Consider the following 20,055-nt stretch of genomic DNA (forward strand, 5'->3'; position numbering starts at 1 on the left):
AGAATACAATTATGTTAGAGAAGTTTCGCGAAGGTTCACAAGGACCGGGTGCTAAGATTATTTTAGGCGCAGTGATCGTTACGTTTGCCCTTGCTGGTGTAAGTAGTTATCTAGGTAGTGGTAGCGCTCAGTCTGCTGCTACAGTGAATGGCGTCGATATTTCAACGCAAGCACTTGAAAATCAAGTTAGAACTGACCGCTCTCGCTTAGAGTCTCAACAGGGTGAATCATTCGCCGCGCGTTGGGAACAACCAGAATTCCAAAATCAAGTACGTCAACAATCATTAAATACGTTAGTTGCTCAAAATTTATTACAGCAAATGACAGATGACTTAGCGTTACGTATTGGTGATGAAAAGATCCGTAGTTATATTTTTGCTATGGAACAATTTCAAACGGATGGCGTATTTAATGACGAACGTTACATCAGTTTATTACGTCAAAGCGGCATGACGCCAGCACAATTTGTTGAGCGTTTACGTGCTGATTTTGCACAACAACAATTAACTGATGCATTAGTAAACTCAGAATTTAGTTTACCAAGTGAAGTTAAACTATTAGCTGCATTACAAAATCAACAGCGTGAATTAAGTCAACTAATCGTGCCAGTAAATAAATTTGCTAATGATGTAGTCGTCACCGACGCTGAAGTGAATAGTTATTACGAAGACAGCAAAGCGTTCTTTCAAACCCCACAGCAAGCGTCTGTTGATTATATCTTAGTTGATATGAAGAAGATCAGTGCAGGTATTGAATTAGATGCGGATGCGGCTGAAAATTACTATAACGAACACTTATCATCTTATGCTCAAGAAGATAAACGTAAAGTTGCACATATCCTTGTTGCATTCAAGGATGATGAAGCTGCTGCTGAAGTAAAAGCTAAAGGCTTACTGGCTCAAATTCAATCAGGCGCAGATTTTGCTGAATTAGCTAAATCATCATCAGATGATACGTTTAGCGGTGAAAATGGCGGTGAACTGGATTGGTTAGAAAAAGATATCATGGATCCGGCATTTGAAACGGCTGCATTTGCACTGAAGAATGACGGTGACGTAACGACTGAGCTAGTGCGCAGTGATTTTGGTTTCCATATCATTAAACTATTAGCGGTTGAGCCGGGTAAAGTAAAAGCATTCGCAGACGTTAAAGCAACAATTGAAACACGTTTGAAGAATGAGCAAGCCGTGACCCATTTTGATGAGTTAGCTGAAAAATTAGCAGAACAAGCATTTGAAGTACCTGATTCACTGGATGTTGCATCTGAAGAAACGGGTTTAACAATTGTATCAACAGAGCTATTTTCTGAGAATGCGATTCCTGCACCCCTGAATGATCCAAAAGTTGCAGCAACGTTATTCGATCAAGACTTTATTGCCGAAGGGCTAAACTCTGAAATCATTAACATTTCTGATGAGCAAAGTATTGTGGTTCGTATTAACGAATATAAACCACAAACAACGAAATCATTAGTGGATGTAAATGATGAAATTGTAGAACGTTTAAAAGCAACGAAAGCAGAACAAAAAGCGCGAAGCTTTATGGCTACTGTCTCCGCTAAGATTGATGCGGGTGAAAGTGTTGATGCTGAACTGGCAAAGGTTGATGCAAACTTTACAGCACCTGAATGGTTAAGCCGTTTTGATTATACAAAAGCGGACTTTAAAGTGTTGAGCAAATTATTTTCAATGCCAAAACCTGCTGCAGATCAAGTAAGTGTTGCGACTGAAGCATCACTAAATGGTGACGTAACATTGCTTAAATTCACATCTGTGCGTGATGTTGAAATGAAAGCTGAAGAAGCCGCTCGTTTAGGTGACACATTAAAAAATATTAATGCGCAAGCTGACTATGAAATGTTAATACAAACATTGATTAAAGCCGCAGACGTATCTTACCCTGTTGCTGCAGAGTGATATAAAAACTAAGTAATACTATATAAAATATTACTTAGTCGTTTAATTAATCCCAATGTAATTTTATATTGCATTGGGATTTTTTTGCACTGTATTTTTTGTGAGCAATTCATAAATTATTAATATTTATGGGCTGTAATAACAGCGATTTATTAACTATAATAAGAAGTTATGGCTAAATACATTATTACATTTATTACTATTATTCTTTTGTTACTCGCTGGCGCATGGTTTTATTCGCCAAAGGACAACCCGATCCTAGGGCATTGGGTTTCGACTGATGACTTTTATGGCAAACCTGAGTTATTAGTGTTTACAGAATTTGGCATGTTGAAAGATGGTCGGCATGTACCCGCTGATTTTGTCATTGGTCGTCAGAAGGTGACAGTCACAACTAATATAGCAAGCACCGAATATTTAATTGTGAGTGAGAATATGATTAAGCAGCGTGTGCCACGTCAGACGTGGCGGTTTTTCTTACGTGCCGAGGCATTTGAGGGGATGGAAGCAAAGTTAAATCAGAATGAGATTAGGCGTTATACTCAAGAATAAGGGCATTAGCAGCTGTGTTTCTTCATGTTATATTGATTAGATAATATCTGTCCACATAATGCGGCTGTAGGCCGAGAGAATAGCTGCTCTGTATTACCTTGTTCGATACATTCCCCTTGATGCATAACAATCATTTTGTCACTTATATGCTTAACGAGGCCCATATTATGGGTAACCACAATATAAGAGATGCCAATTGTTTTTTGTAGTTCTAGCATCAAATTGATCATTTGTGAACGCAAGGATATATCCAGCGTTGATAATGTATCATCAGCAATAATAATCTTCGGGTTTAAAATAAGTGCCCTGGCCAGAGCAATACGTTGTTTTTGGCCGCTCGATAACATCGGAGGGTAGAATGTTGCATATTCTGGTAGTAGACCGACCAAACGTAGCGTTTCGGTGATTTTTTCTGTGCGCTTATTTACTGACATATCCGTATTTAATTGCAATGGCGCATCTAGAATCTGACCGACACTGGTGCGGGGATTAAGTGATGTTTCAGGATCTTGAAATACCATTCTTATCGAACGACAACGTAAGTCCGTATTGCTGTCATCTAGCTTGCAACCATCAATATAAATATTGCCTTTAGTCGGTGGTATTATGCCAGCGAGTAAACGGGCTAGTGTTGATTTCCCTGAACCTGTTTCACCAATAATCGCAAGTGTCTCTGAACGGTTTAAATTAAATGAAATATTATTGACTGCAACAACTTCTTCGCGTTTAAAAAAACCCGTTGGGTTTATATAGGTTTTCCCTAAATTTTCTACACGCAGTAAAGGTTGCACACGCTTTTCCGTTGCGATGTCGATTATTTTTTCTGACATTTTTTACCTTTTAATTCGTCTGCATTTAACGGGAAGTGACAACTAAACATATGGCCTTTTACCTTTTGCATTGGTGGTGTTATCACACAATTTTTTTGGGCATTAGGGCAGCGAGGCCCAAGTCGGCAACCAATTGGCAAATGGTGTAAGAGCGGAACCTGCCCAGCTAAGGTATTTAACCGTCCTTTATGTGGCACCTGGCTAAAATCTGGATTGGCACGTAATAATGCCGCAGTATAGGGGTGGTGGGTATGATTAAACACTTGATCTATCGTGCCACTTTCAACCATCTGCCCACAGTACATCACCGTCATATTATCTGCTAACAAACTCACTGTTTCTAAATCGTGGCTAATAAGAAGAATGGTGGTGTGTGACAACTTATTTAGCTTATCGAGTAAACGTAAAATTTGATTTTGCGTTTTAGGCTCCATTGCCGTTGTCGGCTCATCAGCAATCAACAGGCGGGGTTTTTTCGCAATTGCCATTGCTATCATCACTTTTTGGCAAAGACCTTCAGAGAGCTCAAAAGGGTAGCTATTCATCACCTTTTTATGATCTTTTACACCGACTTTATGCAATAGGGCAATGGCTTGTTTTTTACGCCAGTTAAAACGATGCCAAAAATGGCCGGTAAACTGATCGCACGGGATGGCCTCTGCAAGCTGATCGCCGGCTTTTTCTGATGGATCCAAATGCGCGGCTGCATCTTGAAAGATCATACCAATTTCTTTGCCCATCACTCGGCGACGTTGTACCGGGGTTAAGTTAAGTAAATCGATATCACCTAATCGTAAGCGGTCTGCACGAATACGCCAGTTATCTTTAGTGATCCCCATAATTGCTTTTGCAACAAGGCTCTTTCCTGAACCCGATTCACCTACTAGTCCACGCACTTCACCATCACTCAGGGTCAGGTTAAATCGGTCTACTGCTTTTAAGGTACCCTGTGGTGTTTCAATTTCAATGGTGAGATTTCGAATGTCGAGTAGTGCCATTAGTCAATTCCCGCAATAACAGATTGTCTTAAACTTTCGCCAACGACATTAACAATGAAAATCGTCACTAAAATCGCTAGACCAGGTAATACAACGGTCCAAGGTGCGATAAATACAAGGTCGGTTGCACCCGATAACATCGTGCCCCATTCAGAAAGGGGACGTTGTGCGCCTAAGCCTAAAAATCCTAATGCACTTATATCAATTATAGCTGACGAGATCGCTCGAGTAAGTAAGTTAACCAGTGTTTCAATAATATTTGGAAACACGCCATAACGAATAATGCGGTAGTTATTTGCACCGTCAAGTTTGAGTGCAATGATGTATTCTTTTTGCAGTTCTTGATAAACCGATAAATAGACGCCGCGAATAAATTGTGGGATAGAAGCCAGTAAAATTGCTAATAAGCTGTGATCCAAGCCTGGTCCAAGTATTGAAATAAAGATAATCGCTAATAACAACGACGGAATCGATAACGCTGTATCCATTATATGATGCAAGGTACTAGATAGCAGGCCACGGCTGATTGCAGCGGTAATTCCAATTGTTGTGCCGATGATTAAGGCGATAAAGCTAACTAGCAGGGCGTTACCAAAGGTTAAACGTAAACCATATAATAACCGTGAAAGCACATCTCTGCCTAAATCGTCGGTGCCAAAAAAATAGTCAACGGTACCTTGCTCATCCCATGAGGGTGGCTGTAAGAGTAAATGGGCTTGTCGTAAGTCTGGTTCATGGGGTGCAATCAAAGGTGCAAAAACCATTAAGAAACATAAAAAAGCAAGAGCCCATAGCGCGGCCATCGCAACTTGTTGGGATGAATAGTGCTTCCAGGTTTGTTCCGTAGGAGAAAGAATATGTTCATCCGCAAAGACATTAATGTTGGGCATAAAGTTCTTTCCTGCGAATTGGATGAATGACGACAGTTACTATTTCGGTTAATACATTTGCGGTGACGACAAAGATGGCCACTGTTAACATTCCGCCTTGGATAGCTGCATGGTCTTGCTGATAAATACTGTTAATTAGCCAACGGCCGATACCTGGCCATGAAAATACGGCCTCAGTGACCATTGCTGTCGTTAATACAGTGCTAAATTGAAGACCAAGGTGTGGGATCATATTTGGGATTGCATTACGCAGTACATGGCGCAGGATAATTTGGGTTTTACTTAACCCCTTACTGGCTGCGGCTTTAATGTATTTTTGCTTCATGACATCACTGACGTGGTTACGCATTTGGCGAATAACTTCCGTTGTCGGTACCGTTGCTAATACAATTGTCGGTAACAGTAAGTGCTTAAGCGCATCGTAAAATGCATCTTGGTTATACGGGCTATCGGAAATAAGTGTATCAATAAGCATAAAGCCAGTTACTGAGTCAATCTCATAAAGTAAGTTCAGTCGACCTGTAACAGGTAGCCAATTCCAGTTAAGAGCAAAGTACATCATGACTAACGATGCTAACCAAAATACCGGAATGGAAAAGATAAACAGAGAAATACCCATGATGGTACTGTCGAGTGAGCTACCACGTTGCATCCCCGCCACTGTGCCAATGGGTACCCCAATTAAAATAGATAATATGAAGGCACTAAAACAAAGCTCTAATGTCGCGGGAAATACTGTTAATATTTCATCGAAAACGGGTTGAGCCGTACCTGTGGTAACTCCCAAGTCACCTTGTGAAATTGCCATCAAATAATCTAAATAATTACTGAATACATTCCCATCTAAAGCTAAATCACCAGCTACACGGGTTCGGAGATAGAAACCAATGACGGTTAATGCTGCGATCGTAATGACCAACAGGTTAATACGTCTTATTATATAAAAAAACATGAGTTACTGCCGTACTGTATTAATGAAATTGATGCCACCGAAAGCGGTTGTTTCAACGCCTTTTAGTCCACTTGTATAGGCATGTAAACGTAACGAATGTGCCAGTGGAATGAGTGGTAGTTCTTGTTGAATAATCTCTTGAGCGCGATAATAGAGTGTTACGCGTTCAATGTATTCTGTTTCAGTGACCGCTTGATTAATTAAATCATCGAATTCTGAGTTACACCAACGGGTATAATTCGACCCCGTGTTAATTGCATTACAACTCAATTGAAAGCGGAAGAAATTATCTGGGTCATTATTATCAGCAACCCAACCTAATAGGTAACTATCATATTCACTCTGTTGTAATTTCTTTTCCATGAGCTGCCACTCATATTTAATAATTCTTACCTCAACTCCGATTTGTGCTAATTCAGATTGAATAAGCTCGGCCATTTTAACAGCATCTGGATTATAAACTTGTGATGATTTCAGCGCCATAATATCCATGCTAAAACCATTTGGATAGCCAGCTTCGGTCAATAGTTGACGCGCATATGCAAGGTTATATTTATAGTTTTTAAGGTAAGGGTTATAGGCCCAAGACACTGGAGGTAAAATAGATTTAGCATTGACACCGGTATTGTAATACACCGCTTGTAATAGGGTTTCTTGGTTGATCGTATGCGCTAATGCTCGGCGAATTTTTGGATTGTCAAACGGTGCTTTTTCGGTATTGAATGCCCAATAAGCGACGTTTAAGCCTGTTTCTACTGATATACTGACTCGGTCATGCTCACTGATCATTTCAACCTGACTGGCCGCTGGATAAGCCATGATATCGCATTCTTGAGTCAGTAATTTCGCTAATCGAGATGATGCATTTGGGGTGATATCAAAAATCAATTGTTTTATCTTGGCGTTGTCCCCCCAATAATCATCATGCCTTTGATAGCGAATGAAATTATCAGTGCGGTATTCTTTAAATTTAAATGGGCCAGTACCAATAGGTAGATTGTCTATATCGGCCTGTTTATTTAACGCAGTCAAAGTATCGGCATATTCAGCGGATAAAATCACGCTAAAATCACTGGCTAAATTAGCAATAAACGAAGAGTCAGGTCGCACGAGTTTAAACTCAATCGTGTAATCATCAATTTTTACGAGGGCTTGGACTTGTTGGTCTAATTCAATACCTTCAAAGAAAGGGTAGCCTGTTGCAGAAACGTCATGATAAGGATTCGTTTTATCTAAAATGCGCGAGAAACTAAAGATGACATCATCGGCATCAAATGGTCGTGTTGGTGTAAAGTAATCGGTGTGATGAAAACGTACATTTTTCCGCAAGAAAAAACGATAAGAGAGACGGTCTTCAGATATTTCCCAGTCAATGGCTAATCCCGCTTTAAATTGCTGGGTATTCGGATCAATATATATCAAGCGATTGTAAAGTTGGCTAGTCGTTGCATCCAGCGTTACATTTGATGTAGCCGTTTGAGGGTTAAATGAGGACGGACTTCCCTCTGTGCAATAAGACAGACCGTGTTGTTTAATTTTAGTTTGCTTATCACATGCCGTTATGGAAAGCATAACGGTCAATGGCAGTATATATTTAATCAAGTTTGGAATATGCATATTTTTTTATCACTATTACTTACCTCGCTAATTTATCACTAAGGTAATGTTCAACCAAGTTAATCTGTGTCTTTTACATCATAATAGTTAAGTTTATTGCAATATGATGTAAAAATTTTAATTATATCAGCTAGTTTTTACCGTGAACGAGTAATATTTAGCAGTATTATTAAGCGATCTATTCAAATCAGGTATTCGGACAATATTAATCTTAGTGGCTCTATTTTTATTGACGATAGGTCTCTTGTTTACATGCTATTATATGCGCATAGAACTTTATGGTGGTTACAGTAATGCGTTTGGAATTAGTTTGTGAAGATAGAGTCGGTATTAGTCGTGAGATACTTGACTGTTTTTTAGCTCGAGATATTAATTTATCCGCGATTGAGATCCAGCAACCCGACCGGATATTTATTAAATCACCTAATTTAGAATTTTCTGATTTACAGGCATTGATGACGAGTCTTCGTCGTATCAGTGGTGTATGCGATGTGAAAACAGTCGGTTATTTGCCTTCTGAACTCGAGCATCAAGAAATTCAAACCTTGATGACTAACTTACCTGATATCGTATTTTCCGTTGATGTCAAAGGTACCGTGTCTTTGGTTAACACTCCCGCATTGACTGCTCTTGGGCTATCTGAGTCGCAGGTGAAAGGTCATTGTATTAGCCATTTCGTGAAGGGCTTCTCTATTTTAAAATGGCTGGAATCAGATGAAGTTTGTGCGCAAACGCAAAAGCTAACGTTATTGGATGAAGATTTTCTGGGTGATATATTACCCTTGACTATTAGCAGTGATATTAATCAAGTAGCACGTTCAAAAGCAATGGCAACACCAGACGAGCTCGTTGGTGCGGTGATTATTCTTAAATCGGTTGTTCGCATTGGCAAGCAGTTTAATTTCTTACGTACTTTCCAGTTTGCTGCATTTGATGACATTCTCGCCAAAAGCGACAAAATGCACACGCTAATCAATACGGCGAAAAAGTTAGCGATGCTAGATGCGCCGTTAATGATTTTAGGTGAGACTGGGGCAGGTAAAGAACTTATTGCTAAAGCCTGTCACCAAGCAAGTGGACGCTCACAAAATCAATTTTTAGCATTAAACTGTGCAGCGGTGCCTGATGCGGTTGCAGAGTCTGAATTGTTTGGTGTGGTCACTCATGATGGTGAAACCAAACGAGGTATTTTTGAACTTGCGAATGAAGGCTCGGTATTACTTGATGAAATTGGTGATATGTCACCTTACTTGCAAACTAAGTTTTTACGCTTGTTAGAAACAGGTTGTTTCCGACGGGTTGGTGACGAGCAAGAGGTATGTGTTGATGTGCGTATTTTCTGCACCACACAAAACGATCTGGCTAAATTAATCAGTGAAGGTAAATTCCGCCAAGATTTATATTATCGTTTAAATGTATTATCGATGACGGTGCCAGCACTGCGTGAACGTAAAGAAGATATCATCCCGTTATGTCATTCTTTCTGCACTGTGTTCAGTCATGAACTACAGCGAACTAAACCGCTGTTAAGCCGTAATGTATTAGATCTATTACAATCTTACTCTTGGCCAGGTAATGTGCGTGAATTACGTAACGTGTTATATCACGCATTGACCTTGTTAGAGGGGGATACACTAAACCCGTGTGATTTAAATTTACCGAAAGCGAAAAATGAAAGTTATGATGAAGGCTTGTTTGATGGTTCATTAGATGAAGCGTGTAAACGTTTTGAAAAGCTGTTACTGCAGCGCCTATATCCGTCTTACCCAAGCACACGTCAATTGGCAAAGCGCTTGGGTGTATCTCATACAGCCATTGCCAATAAACTACGAGATTATAAAATTACTAAAAAATAGTATTACGCCGCAAATGTCGTTATAAGCTAAAATTATTAAGGCTTATAGGCCAAAACAGTGACGGCTTGCATCCGTATGCGAGCTACTGTGAAGGGAGTCCATATGATGGATACATTTGCTAAATTTTTTTATTCGATTGCTTTGAGTATAGGGACTTTCTCTATGACCGTATCTGTAGCCCAAGCTGAAGTCTATCCTTTTCAAGCTAAGTATGCGGTGTATTACAAAGACGTAAAATTTGGTAGTGGTGAGCGTACATTACGTCGTTTAAGTGGTGATAGCTATAAGCTCACGACACAAGCGAGTGTATTATTTGGTACCGGCGGCTATAAAAATAATTCATGGTTTAGCTTTAAAGACAACATCTTAACCACTGACCGTTACGAGCATGAAACATCGGTAATGGGCTTTGGAAACATATCATCAGCTTCCTTTGAAGATAATGGTGACATTTTAATGGATTTTGAAGATGGCCATGTAGAAATTAAATCAAAGCCGGGTGTGATGGATGTTGGTGCCATGACTATTGTTGTTCAAAATGATCTTAAGTTAGGTAAAACAGCATTCAGCTACGAATGGGTATTTGAAAAAAAATTAGAAACCATTCAATTTGAAGTTGTACAGAAAGAAACTATCAATACTATATTTGGCGACATGACAGCGGTTAAAGTCAAAGAAGTTAAAAAGAAGAAAAACCGCGCGACTTATTACTGGTTTATTCCCAAACTAGATTACCAGCTTGGGCAAGTTGAAGTATATAAACATGGCGTACGCAAATCGTACTTAAAGCTCACCGATCTTACTTTTCAGTAACCTACCATAATTAGAAGATAAAATGACAAAACCAATCATGATCATGGGGTGCACGAGCGACGCCGGTAAAAGTTTCGTTGTCGCGGGTTTATGCCGCATGTTTGCCAATCGTGGTATTAATGTCGCGCCATTTAAAGCGCAAAATATGAGTAATAACGCCGCTGTCACAGCGCAAGGAGAAGAGATCGGCCGCGCGCAGTATCTACAAGCCATTGCAGCCAAAGTCCTCCCCGATGTACGCATGAACCCTGTATTACTAAAACCCAGTGCGGACACCCAAAGCCAGCTTATTTTAAACGGTAAACCCGCTCCAGAATTAAGTAACATTCCGTGGATGGAACGTAAGTCTCACCTTTTTGAACATGTTGAAAAAGCACTTAACGATTTACAACAAGACTACCAGCAAATCATTATTGAAGGTGCGGGCAGTCCGGCCGAAGTTAACTTACGTGCCAGTGATATTGTGAACATGAGCGTTGCGCTGGCTTGTAATGCAGATGTCTATTTAGTTGCTGATATTGATAAAGGCGGTGCGTTTGCGCATCTACTCGGTACTTTTATGTGCCTTGCAGAAGAAGAGCAAAAACTGATTAAAGGCTTTGTATTAAATAAATTTCGTGGTGATCCGTTATTACTGGGTAATGCCATGGCTTGGTTAGAAGAAAAAACGGGTGTGCCGACCCTTGCTAATATTCACTACTTTCCGCATCGTTTACCCGAAGAGGATACCTTACATCATCGTGCCGTTTATCAAAGTGGACATATCAATATCGCGTTGATTGCTTACCCTTATGCGGCGAATATGGACGAGTTTGATAACTTGATCCACCAAGATAATGTTAGCGTAGTCCCACTACGAGATGGTCAATCATTGGCTGACTTTGATGCCATTATCTTACCCGGTAGTAAAAATACAGCGGCGAGTTTATTACATTTACGTGAATCCGGCTTAGCCAATGAAATCTACAAAGCGGCGCAGCGTGGGCAACCTATTCTCGGTATTTGTGGTGGCATGCAATTACTTGGTGAACATATTCTAGACCCACACCACATTGAAGGTGGTGATGAACAAGGCTTGGGACTGTTACCTATCATCACTGCACATGCCGAGACTAAAACCACACGACAGCGTAATATCGATTGGCAAGGTTTTAAATTGTCGGGTTATGAAATTCACCATGGTAAAACAACGATCAGCGATGTGAGCCAAACTATGCGTTGTAAAAGCTTTATCGAAACCGATTTAGGCTGGCAGAAAGGGAATGTTTATGGCTGTTATTTACATGGATTGTTTGATAATAAAGGTTTTATCAATCAGTTTTTAGCGAATTTAGGCTGGATAGGTGAAGCGGACGATCATGCCGTGAGTTTGGATGCAGAGTTAAACCGTGTTGGTGATATGTTCGAGAAGTTGGGTTGGTTGTAGACTATAGATGAGATCGACTATTTAGACATAGAAAGCAGGTAAACGGAATTACCTGCTTGAATATGTGAGTGCTAAGTCAGTAAATATTTAATGCCTATTAAGGCGCTAGGCGATCAACACGCCAGTCATTTCCATCTTTCACATAACTAAAGCGGTCATGTAAGCGATCGGCTTTACCTTGCCAAAACTCGATACTTGTCGGTTTCACCACGTAGCCACCCCAAAACTCAGGAAGTGGCACTTCTTTATCTGCAAATTTATCGGTGAACTGTTTCACTTGTTGTTCAAGGATTTTGCGTGAAGTTATCACTGCACTTTGCTCTGATGCCCATGCGCCGATTCGGCTACCACGTCCACGAGACTGGAAGTAGGTATTAGAATCTTCAGCTGAGATCTTTTCGACCACACCTTGAATACGCACTTGACGCTGTAAAATATTCCAATGGAATGTTAACGCGATATGTGGATTTTGAGCGAGTTCCCGGCCTTTTCTACTGTCGTAATTGGTAAAGAAAACAAAGCCTTCTTTGTTCAATTCTTTGAGTAATACAACACGGCAAGAAGGGTAACCATTCGCATCAACCGTAGACACTGTCATGGATTCAGGCAAGACAATGCCGCAGTCTTGCGCCGCTTTGAACCAGTTCTGGAACTGATCAAATGGATCTACGCTAGGATCAAGGTCGGGCAAGTCGACTAATACGCCTTGCCCTAAGGTAAATGCACAACGAATTTTATTTAATAAAGACATTGTTAAACCTTATGCATATAAACCCAAGTTTTCTTTAGCGTACTGTTCAAACTCACTACAACCACCAAGGTGCTTTTCATCTATGAAGATTTGTGGAACTGTATTCACTGGTACACCTGCTGATTTTTCTAGGTCTGCTTTGCTGATGCCTTCAGCAAGCATATCGATGTAGTCGAAATCAAAATCTTCATGCTCAGCTTTTAATGTTTCTGCAATTTGTTTTGCACGTACGCAGAAAGGACAACCTGGACGACCAAAGATAACTGTATACATAATATAAATACTCCACGTAAATAAAATTGGTTAGCACGCTATGTGTACTCTATGATCAAGTACCAGTTGCTAGTGAGTGAATTCACTCTTAATGTGTACATAATATGTTTTTCTGAAATAAAATGAAATTGTTTATTTAATAATAATTGATAGGCAGTAGCTATTAATTATAAATGTAACATACGTATAACTTCTGTTAATAAATGTAAATTTTGAGCACCGAGTTCTAATAATTGCAGAGATACATAGCAATCACAGTGGGAATCAGTGATAATTATCGATTAACTTTTATAAATCAGCTTGAAACGACATATGAAATCATTAGAGTTTTATCAGTCTACGATTACCAACTTAAAGCAACTGCCAATGTCGGCAGGGCATATTGATGTTTTATTTTCAGCGCGTGATTTTAAAGCAAAAATATTAGATTTAATTGCTTCATCTTCGAGACGCATTTATATTTCGGCTCTTTATATCCAAGATGATGAAGCCGGCAGAGAAATTCTTGATGCGCTTTATCAAGCTCGTGTAAATAATCCTAGATTAGTGATTAAAGTGTTCGTTGATTTTCATCGAGCACAACGCGGTCTTATTGGCCAAAAAGATCATGGTGGTAATGCCGACCTCTATAAAGAAATGCGTAAAAGACTCGGTGACAAAGTCACGATCTTAGGCGTGCCAGTGAAAGGTAAAGAAGTATTAGGTGTATTGCATCTGAAAGGCTTTATCTTTGATGAAACCGTGCTTTACAGTGGTGCGAGTATTAATGATATCTACTTACATCAAGGGGATAAATACCGCTGCGATCGCTATCATGTGCTTTATAATCCTGCGCTAGCTGACTCGATGGTCTCTTATTTAGAAGACTATTTTGTAAGTCAAAATGCGGTGACGCGACTTGATGACGATACTATCCCGTCAAGCAAAACCTTGAAGCAAGATATTCGTCAGTTCAAACAAACGTTACGCAGTGCGCAGTATCATTACATTAATACTACGCCAGACAGTACAGAAGTGGGCATCACTCCGATTTCAGGTTTTGGTCGTCACGGTAATAAACTAAACCAAACGATTACCAATTTATTACGTGCGGTAGAAAGCGAAATTACTATTTTTACACCGTATTTTAACTTGCCATTGTCCATATCAAAAGACATTAAACGCCTGCTAAAACGTAATGTGAAAGTAACCTTAGTTATTGGTGACAAAACGGCCAACGATTTCTACATACCACCGTCAGAACCGTTTAAAGTTATTTCTGCATTGCCTTATATTTACGAAAGTTACCTGTATAAGTTTGTGAAAAGCTGTCAGTCATTTATCGATCAAGGTCTGCTTAATGTTAGATTATGGAAAGATGAAGGTAACAGTTTCCACCTTAAAGGTCTGTGCTGTGATTATAAGTACCACTTATTAACAGGTAATAACTTGAATCCACGTGCATGGGGCTTAGACTTAGAGAATGGTATTTTAATTCATGATCCTAAACAGTTATTAAAAGATACTCTACAAGCTGAGCAAGAACATGTGTTGAAAAATACTCGTCGTATTAAGCACCTTTCTGATTTAGACAGCTTGGCGGACTATCCTGCACCAGTACAGAAATTTATGCGCCGTATTAAAACAACGCGCTTGGATATGTTACTTAAACGTATTCTATAATTTAGCTGTTCTAAAAAACTAAATTAATAGGATAGAAAAAGCTTGTTACTGTCTCGGTAACAAGCTTTTTTATTTTTTGACTATTTTTATTTACTAATATTTTGGTATTCGTGTCACTTTCACAATGATGTCTCGTTATCTTTACCGCCAGCGGATGAAGTAAATTCGTTTCATTCTACGTAAATGCTATTGCTCTGTTCTAGCTTGCTGATTATACTCTGATTAACTATTAAACAACTAAATTGGCTGTTATTTTCATGTTCGGATTTTTAAAACGATTTTTTTCTGACTCAGATGCTAAATCTGTCGACAATATGCCGAGTGTTGAACCTGTACATTACAATGGCTATCTTATCTTTGTGATGCCGAAGGAAGAAGGGGGGCAATATCGTGTTGCGGGTTTAATTGAAAAGCCGATTGTAAAAGACACGGCAGAGCGAGATGCGGATGGAAAAGAAAACGAAGTGGAAAATTTAAGACATTCGTTTATTCGTTCCGATCTTTGCATGAGTAAGCCGCAAGCTGAGCAAATCACTTTACAAAAATGTAAATTATTTATCGACCAAGTCGGCGATAACATGTTTAAGTAATTTACTTATTCGATTAATTAACGCTGGAGTTCACTATGTTTTTTGCAAAAAATAAGTTGACCATGGTTAGTGAAGCAGATGCACTACCTGATAATCCAACTGCAATAACTGTTGATGCGTTACATTATGTATCGGCAACGAATATGGCTCCGCCTTTTATAGCTCAACATCAAGTCTGCTATTTTGCGATGGGCTGTTTTTGGGGCGCTGAGCGATTATTTTGGTCTGTACCAGGTGTTGTAACGACGGCAGTTGGTTACCAAGGTGGCTATACTGTACATCCGCGTTATCAACAAGTATGCTCAGGTCAAACTGGGCACACGGAATCTGTGTTAGTCGTATTTGACCCCGAAGTCATTAGTTATGCGGAGCTTTTGATCTTGTTTTGGGAAAACCATCAACCAACGCAAGGCATGCGCCAAGGTGCTGACCAAGGTACGCAATATCGTTCTGCCATTTACTGCACTTCACAGCAGCAATTAGTTCAGGCTAAAGCTTCTGCTGACCACTATCAACAAGCGCTTACAGGCGGGGGAAGTACTGAGTTAATCACCACTGAGATAGACCTAGCTGCGCCATTTTATTATGCAGAACAAGATCATCAGCAATATCTTGCTAAGAATCCTCAAGGTTATTGTGGGCTAGGTGGTTCTGGTATCTGCTACCCAGGGAATTAAAAATGAAAGCGAGAAATAGACGAATCTTATTTATACTTGTGTTTACCGTTCTCGCTTTTATGTGGCAAAGCGCATTAATTGCTCCACTTAAGATACTGGTTGTTTTTTTACATGAGCTAAGCCATGCGCTTGCGACTTGGTTAACTGGCGGTAAAGTCGTGGAGTTTGTCGTATCTGCCTATCAGAGTGGGCATGTTCGCTCTGCGGGGGGCTCGCGTTTTATTATTCTTAGTGCAGGTTATTTAGGTTCGTTACTTTTTGGTTTGTTATTTTATGCTGCCAGTAGTCGCCGTCAAACAACCGATATAAGTTTAGCCTTATTGGCAATAACCATGTTATTGGTTGCGGTATTCTTTGGTGGCACTTTATATACTATCGGCTTTGCTGCTGTCATTGCTATTGTGATTCTGGGGTTACTCAAGTACGCGAGCACAGGTATTAAGCAAACAGTTTTATTGGTGTTTGCTAGTGCCAGCATGATCTATGTGCCCTTAGATATTTGGCAGGATACCATTATTCATAGTGGTTCATTATCTGATGCGCGTATGTTAGCAAATGAAATTGGTGGCGCGACCTTTATGTGGGGGGGGCTGTGGTTTCTTGCCAGCTTATATTTTATTTATTTAACGTTACGAAAATCCTGATCTAATACTCCTGTTAGTATTTTTATATAAGTATTATCGGTGAATTCAAGGTCACTGATAATACTTAAATCAAACTCTTCATAACAGCCTGAACGCACATGCAATTGTTCGCAGTGGTTAAATACATTATCGCGGAGTAGTGCTGCTATCGGTTGCTTAATTGCTTTTGATAATGCTTCTTTTAATGTCCAAATACGATAAAAAGCCTGCGCTTTTAACATTAAGGATTGTGCAGTACAAGCCGCTAATTCTTCGGAATGATAATAGTGGTTTGCGATTCTTTCGAGAGAACGTTTGGTTGAAATCCATTCTAAATCGACACCGAGTTTAATTGGTTGTGTTGTTGGTGCTAGGGCAATAAGAACTTGGCCATGAGAATGAGAAATACAACATTTTAACGGAATGATGTCCTCATTATGGTATATATTTAAGTCTTTTTTTTCAGTGTCGAATAACACATAAAGCTCAGTAAAATTATAACCTAAGCATTGGCTAGCATAAGCCTTAATGATAATGCGAGTCGCAAGGTATTCTTTCTGGGCTTGTTGCTGTTTACGTTTCGCAAATACTTGATATTCATGAGGATGCAAATAATGCTCAGAAAATGATGTTATCTGTTCGTTACTGATGGTGTTACTGTTAAATAGGTAAGCCTCAATTGTTGAATTGATATTGGTCGTTAAGTCGGTATTAGAGGTAAACGTTAACTGTGGGCTAAAGAATGATTCAGTGTGTGGCATTAGAAATGGAACCGTTATATCACTATTAATGGGAGTATAACATAATAAGATACAGTGTAGATTCTCAAAAGTTAGACCACTTTAATAAGTCAATTACTTGGTGGTTTTGTGGAATAGCTAATGCGACATTGTCGCTTAAGGTTTCATTTTAGGTCGTTTGGGTGAATAGTTTTTCGATTATATTTTCCAGCGTCATGATTGAAGTGATAAAGATAGGTTACGTATGTCTATAGTTAAAGGTAATCATGATTATATTTGTGATGAAGAATTTGATGATGTTTATGGCTTTGTTTCTAATGATAACCAATTTGACTGGGGCATGCATTCCCATCAAGAAAGTCAGTTAATACTGTCTCCTTCAGGTTGTATCACTGTAAATCTTCAATCTCAAAAACTGGTGATACCACCAAATTGTGCAATTTGGCTACCGCCAAAAATACAACATAGTATTGAGCGTCGCGGTGGGGAGAGTTTGGTTACATTATTCTTTAAATCAAGCATTGGTTATACGGTCCCCAATGATCTGCGTGTACTAAGATTAAACTCTTTGTTAATTGCATTAATACAGCGAGTATCTTACGCCTCTAATAATCGCCAATTCCATCCCTCATTGATTGAGTTACTGTGTTATGAAAGTTATCAAGCGCCACTGACTGACTTATCACTGCCATTACCAACTGATAGTCGTTTGTTGGCTTGGTTAAACTCTTTAGAAGAATATGCTCCCCAGAAACTCGGCGTGATGGCAAAGAAAATTGGTGCAAGTGAAAAAACCATCAGCCGTATTTTCTTTAAAGAAACGGGTATGCACTATCAAGAATGGAGAAAAAGGTGGCTGTTATTAAAAGCCATTGAGCTGTTGTCAGAAGGCGAATCAGTGACAGGTTGTGCGTTAACGTTAGATTTTTCAACTACTAGTGCTTTTATATACTTTTTTAAGCAGGCAATGCATACAACTCCAAGTCAATATAGAAAGTATTTTGAATAGCGGTTAGGATTTACCTTTCTACTTATAAAGAGATATTAAATTGTCTGATTATCGTTACTCAATGTCCCCAGTTTGATAGTTGATAATTATTATCCTGTTAGCATATTTGATTCAATTAAGTTGATAGTGAAGAAATGCTAATGGAAAATTATGTCGTCGCTTTAAGTGTCTCAAAGCCTAAACTTGAGAACATTAATGGAAAAGATTTAAAAACATCAATTGTTAGAGAGCCCCTCTATCATCCCGTTTATTTTGATCAAACGGGCCCCGTTGGAAATAAGCCTGCAGACCATATTGAAGATGTCTTTGTATATTCAGAGAATCATTATGACTATTGGTGTGAAGTGTTTAATATAGAACGTTCGTCATGGAAGCATGCGCATTGGGGAGAAAACATTACCTTAAACCATGCCTGTGAGGAGACATTACGTATTGGTGATATCGTACGTATTGGAAATGAAGCGGTGTTACAGGTGACGTTTCCTAGAATTCCGTGCTTTAAGCTGTCTTGGCGCTTAGGGCAAGCGGTCAGCGTATTATCAGATATTATTGATTCAGGACGAATTGGTTTCTACATGAATGTTATTGAACCGGGAATAATAGAGCCCAATGATGCATTCACCGTTATAAAGAGTAATCCACAGCATCCTACCGTCGCTGGTATATCTCGTATGCTGCAAAGTTCAGATACGAGTATAGGGCAGATGCTTGAGGTAAAAAGTTTGCCAGACCTTACACCTTGGGGGTTAACCTGGATTAACAAAAAAATACATACTATTGAAGAGCTGTCACTGTTAAAAGAATATCGTTGGTTAGGATGGCGGTCGTTTACGATTAATAATATCGTTGCAGAAACCCATGATATTTATTCTTTTTATTTGTCACCATCAGATATACAAGCTGTTCCAGCTTTTCGCCCTGGTCAACATTTAGCTGTACGCTTACAGGTTGAAAATGAAGTAATCGAGAGACGGTGGAGCCTTTCTGAATATTGCCCAGACAAAATGCAATATCGTATATCAATTAAAAAAGTAGACAATGGCTTAGGCTCTTCATGGATGCATGCTGCAAAAGAAGGAGTACAAGTTGAGATCAAAGCACCCTCTGGTGATTTTTATTTAGATAACACTGATATTATGCCTATCGTGTTGATATCAGGTGGGATAGGCGTGACGCCGATGCTTGCGATGTTGCAGGCTCATCTTCTAAAAGACAAAAACACGCGAGCACCGATTTATTGGATTCAGTGTGTGTTAAACAAAGATAATCATCCGTTTAGAGATGATGTACTAGCAAAAGTTGAAGAGCTAGGAGTACATATTCACTTTGTTTATTCAGGGCCCACCGAAAATGAGACGATTGGGCATGATTATCATTCATGCGGCCTGCTGTCTGTTGATAAACTTATGTCTATATTAAAAACAGAAAATATTAAGTTTAACGGTAAAACAATTGCTATCCCTCCTGCATTTTTTAGTTTCTATCTATGTGGACCTAAACCAATGCAGCAAGCTCTGTATTCAGGCTTAAAAGAGAAAGGAGTCGAGAAAGTCTTTTTTGAAGAGTTCGTTTCCGCTCTAGCAATGAATAATGCGGATAATACGTTAGATGTTGCAACGGTTACTTATAAAAATGCGAAAAAGCAATTAAGTTGGCATTTAGAGGATGACGTATCACTCTTGGAATTGGCTGAGTTTTACGATTTAAAACCACAGTATCAATGTCGAAGTGGGCAATGTCACCGCTGTAAGGTGAAAGTGCTAAAGGGTAAAGTAAGGCACACATTAAGCGTCGAGGGAGTAGGGGAAAATGAAGTGCTTTTATGTTGCGGTGTTCCAGATAGCTCACAACTTATTATCGATGTTTAGACAATGCTGCTA

General features: G+C 39.4%; 19 protein-coding genes. 11 read left to right on the plus strand and 8 right to left on the minus strand.

Features of this window, described 5'->3' with window-relative positions; translation table 11 throughout:
- Positions 1-11 precede the first annotated feature (11 nt).
- Together HWV01_RS04800 and HWV01_RS04805 are read left to right on the plus strand one after the other, a co-directional pair.
- Complete coding sequence (locus HWV01_RS04800) at positions 12-1,916, plus strand: SurA N-terminal domain-containing protein (protein ID WP_211674315.1); 1,905 nt, start codon at positions 12-14, stop codon at positions 1,914-1,916.
- A 171-nt stretch (positions 1,917-2,087) separates the two neighbouring features.
- Positions 2,088-2,468 (plus strand): hypothetical protein, encoded by a 381-nt coding sequence (locus HWV01_RS04805; RefSeq protein ID WP_211674316.1) that lies wholly within the window; start codon positions 2,088-2,090, stop codon positions 2,466-2,468.
- Positions 2,469-2,473: 5 nt separating this feature from the next.
- On the opposite strand, the gene HWV01_RS04810 is transcribed toward HWV01_RS04805, so the two are convergent.
- From HWV01_RS04810 to sapA, 5 genes are read right to left on the minus strand one after another with little or no spacing between them, the layout of a single operon-like run.
- Positions 2,474-3,298, minus strand: coding sequence for an ATP-binding cassette domain-containing protein (locus tag HWV01_RS04810; RefSeq protein WP_211674317.1), 825 nt, complete (start codon positions 3,296-3,298; stop codon positions 2,474-2,476).
- Positions 3,283-4,296 (minus strand): oligopeptide/dipeptide ABC transporter ATP-binding protein, encoded by a 1,014-nt coding sequence (locus tag HWV01_RS04815; protein WP_211674318.1) that lies wholly within the window; start codon positions 4,294-4,296, stop codon positions 3,283-3,285. The genes HWV01_RS04810 and HWV01_RS04815 overlap by 16 nt, the downstream gene beginning before the upstream one ends.
- On the minus strand, positions 4,296-5,186 hold the full coding sequence (locus tag HWV01_RS04820) for an ABC transporter permease subunit (RefSeq protein ID WP_211674319.1): 891 nt from the start codon (positions 5,184-5,186) through the stop codon (positions 4,296-4,298). Before HWV01_RS04820 ends, HWV01_RS04815 begins: the two co-directional genes overlap by 1 nt.
- Complete coding sequence (locus HWV01_RS04825) at positions 5,173-6,138, minus strand: ABC transporter permease subunit (RefSeq protein WP_211674320.1); 966 nt, start codon at positions 6,136-6,138, stop codon at positions 5,173-5,175. Before HWV01_RS04825 ends, HWV01_RS04820 begins: the two co-directional genes overlap by 14 nt.
- Positions 6,139-6,141: 3 nt before the next feature.
- Positions 6,142-7,755, minus strand: coding sequence for an ABC transporter substrate-binding protein SapA (sapA, locus tag HWV01_RS04830; protein WP_211674321.1), 1,614 nt, complete (start codon positions 7,753-7,755; stop codon positions 6,142-6,144).
- Positions 7,756-8,048: 293 nt separating this feature from the next.
- Here sapA and tyrR point away from each other — a divergent pair, with 293 nt between their 5' ends.
- The 3 genes from tyrR (at position 8,049) to HWV01_RS04845 (ending at position 11,850) form a co-directional block, all read left to right on the plus strand.
- On the plus strand, positions 8,049-9,611 hold the full coding sequence (gene tyrR / locus HWV01_RS04835) for a transcriptional regulator TyrR (RefSeq protein WP_211674322.1): 1,563 nt from the start codon (positions 8,049-8,051) through the stop codon (positions 9,609-9,611).
- Positions 9,612-9,713: 102 nt separating this feature from the next.
- On the plus strand, positions 9,714-10,424 hold the full coding sequence (locus tag HWV01_RS04840; RefSeq protein ID WP_249185445.1) for a DUF3108 domain-containing protein: 711 nt from the start codon (positions 9,714-9,716) through the stop codon (positions 10,422-10,424).
- A 22-nt stretch (positions 10,425-10,446) separates the two neighbouring features.
- On the plus strand, positions 10,447-11,850 hold the full coding sequence (locus HWV01_RS04845) for a cobyric acid synthase (RefSeq protein ID WP_211674323.1): 1,404 nt from the start codon (positions 10,447-10,449) through the stop codon (positions 11,848-11,850).
- Positions 11,851-11,947: 97 nt separating this feature from the next.
- On the opposite strand, the gene pdxH is transcribed toward HWV01_RS04845, so the two are convergent.
- Positions 11,948-12,601, minus strand: coding sequence for a pyridoxamine 5'-phosphate oxidase (gene pdxH / locus HWV01_RS04850; RefSeq protein ID WP_211674324.1), 654 nt, complete (start codon positions 12,599-12,601; stop codon positions 11,948-11,950).
- A 9-nt stretch (positions 12,602-12,610) separates the two neighbouring features.
- Positions 12,611-12,874, minus strand: a complete 264-nt coding sequence (locus HWV01_RS04855; protein ID WP_211674325.1) for a GrxA family glutaredoxin — start codon at positions 12,872-12,874, stop codon at positions 12,611-12,613.
- Positions 12,875-13,186: 312 nt separating this feature from the next.
- Here HWV01_RS04855 and pssA point away from each other — a divergent pair, with 312 nt between their 5' ends.
- The 4 genes from pssA to HWV01_RS04875 all read left to right on the plus strand — a co-directional run bounded on the left by pssA (position 13,187) and on the right by HWV01_RS04875 (position 16,447).
- The gene (pssA, locus tag HWV01_RS04860) at positions 13,187-14,536 is read left to right on the plus strand and encodes a CDP-diacylglycerol--serine O-phosphatidyltransferase (RefSeq protein WP_211674326.1); all 1,350 of its coding nucleotides are present in this window, start codon (positions 13,187-13,189) and stop codon (positions 14,534-14,536) included.
- 257 nt (positions 14,537-14,793) lie between these two features.
- Positions 14,794-15,126, plus strand: coding sequence for an HlyU family transcriptional regulator (locus HWV01_RS04865; RefSeq protein WP_211674327.1), 333 nt, complete (start codon positions 14,794-14,796; stop codon positions 15,124-15,126).
- A 35-nt stretch (positions 15,127-15,161) separates the two neighbouring features.
- On the plus strand, positions 15,162-15,803 hold the full coding sequence (msrA, locus tag HWV01_RS04870) for a peptide-methionine (S)-S-oxide reductase MsrA (RefSeq protein WP_211674328.1): 642 nt from the start codon (positions 15,162-15,164) through the stop codon (positions 15,801-15,803).
- Positions 15,804-15,805: 2 nt separating this feature from the next.
- Positions 15,806-16,447, plus strand: a complete 642-nt coding sequence (locus tag HWV01_RS04875) for a M50 family metallopeptidase (protein WP_211674329.1) — start codon at positions 15,806-15,808, stop codon at positions 16,445-16,447.
- On the opposite strand, the gene HWV01_RS04880 is transcribed toward HWV01_RS04875, so the two are convergent.
- Entirely contained in the window at positions 16,423-17,187 is a 765-nt protein-coding gene (locus tag HWV01_RS04880) for a 4'-phosphopantetheinyl transferase superfamily protein (protein WP_211674330.1), read from the minus strand. The two genes, HWV01_RS04875 and HWV01_RS04880, sit on opposite strands and share 25 nt — an antisense overlap.
- A 223-nt stretch (positions 17,188-17,410) precedes the next feature.
- Here HWV01_RS04880 and HWV01_RS04885 point away from each other — a divergent pair, with 223 nt between their 5' ends.
- Complete coding sequence (locus tag HWV01_RS04885) at positions 17,411-18,175, plus strand: AraC family transcriptional regulator (protein ID WP_211674337.1); 765 nt, start codon at positions 17,411-17,413, stop codon at positions 18,173-18,175.
- A 140-nt stretch (positions 18,176-18,315) separates the two neighbouring features.
- Positions 18,316-20,043: an MOSC domain-containing protein gene (locus HWV01_RS04890; RefSeq protein ID WP_211674339.1), complete on the plus strand. Its 1,728-nt coding sequence runs from the start codon at positions 18,316-18,318 to the stop codon at positions 20,041-20,043.
- Positions 20,044-20,055: the final 12 nt, after the last annotated feature.

The organism is Moritella sp. 5, from assembly GCF_018219455.1.
Classification (GTDB): Bacteria; Pseudomonadota; Gammaproteobacteria; order Enterobacterales; family Moritellaceae; genus Moritella.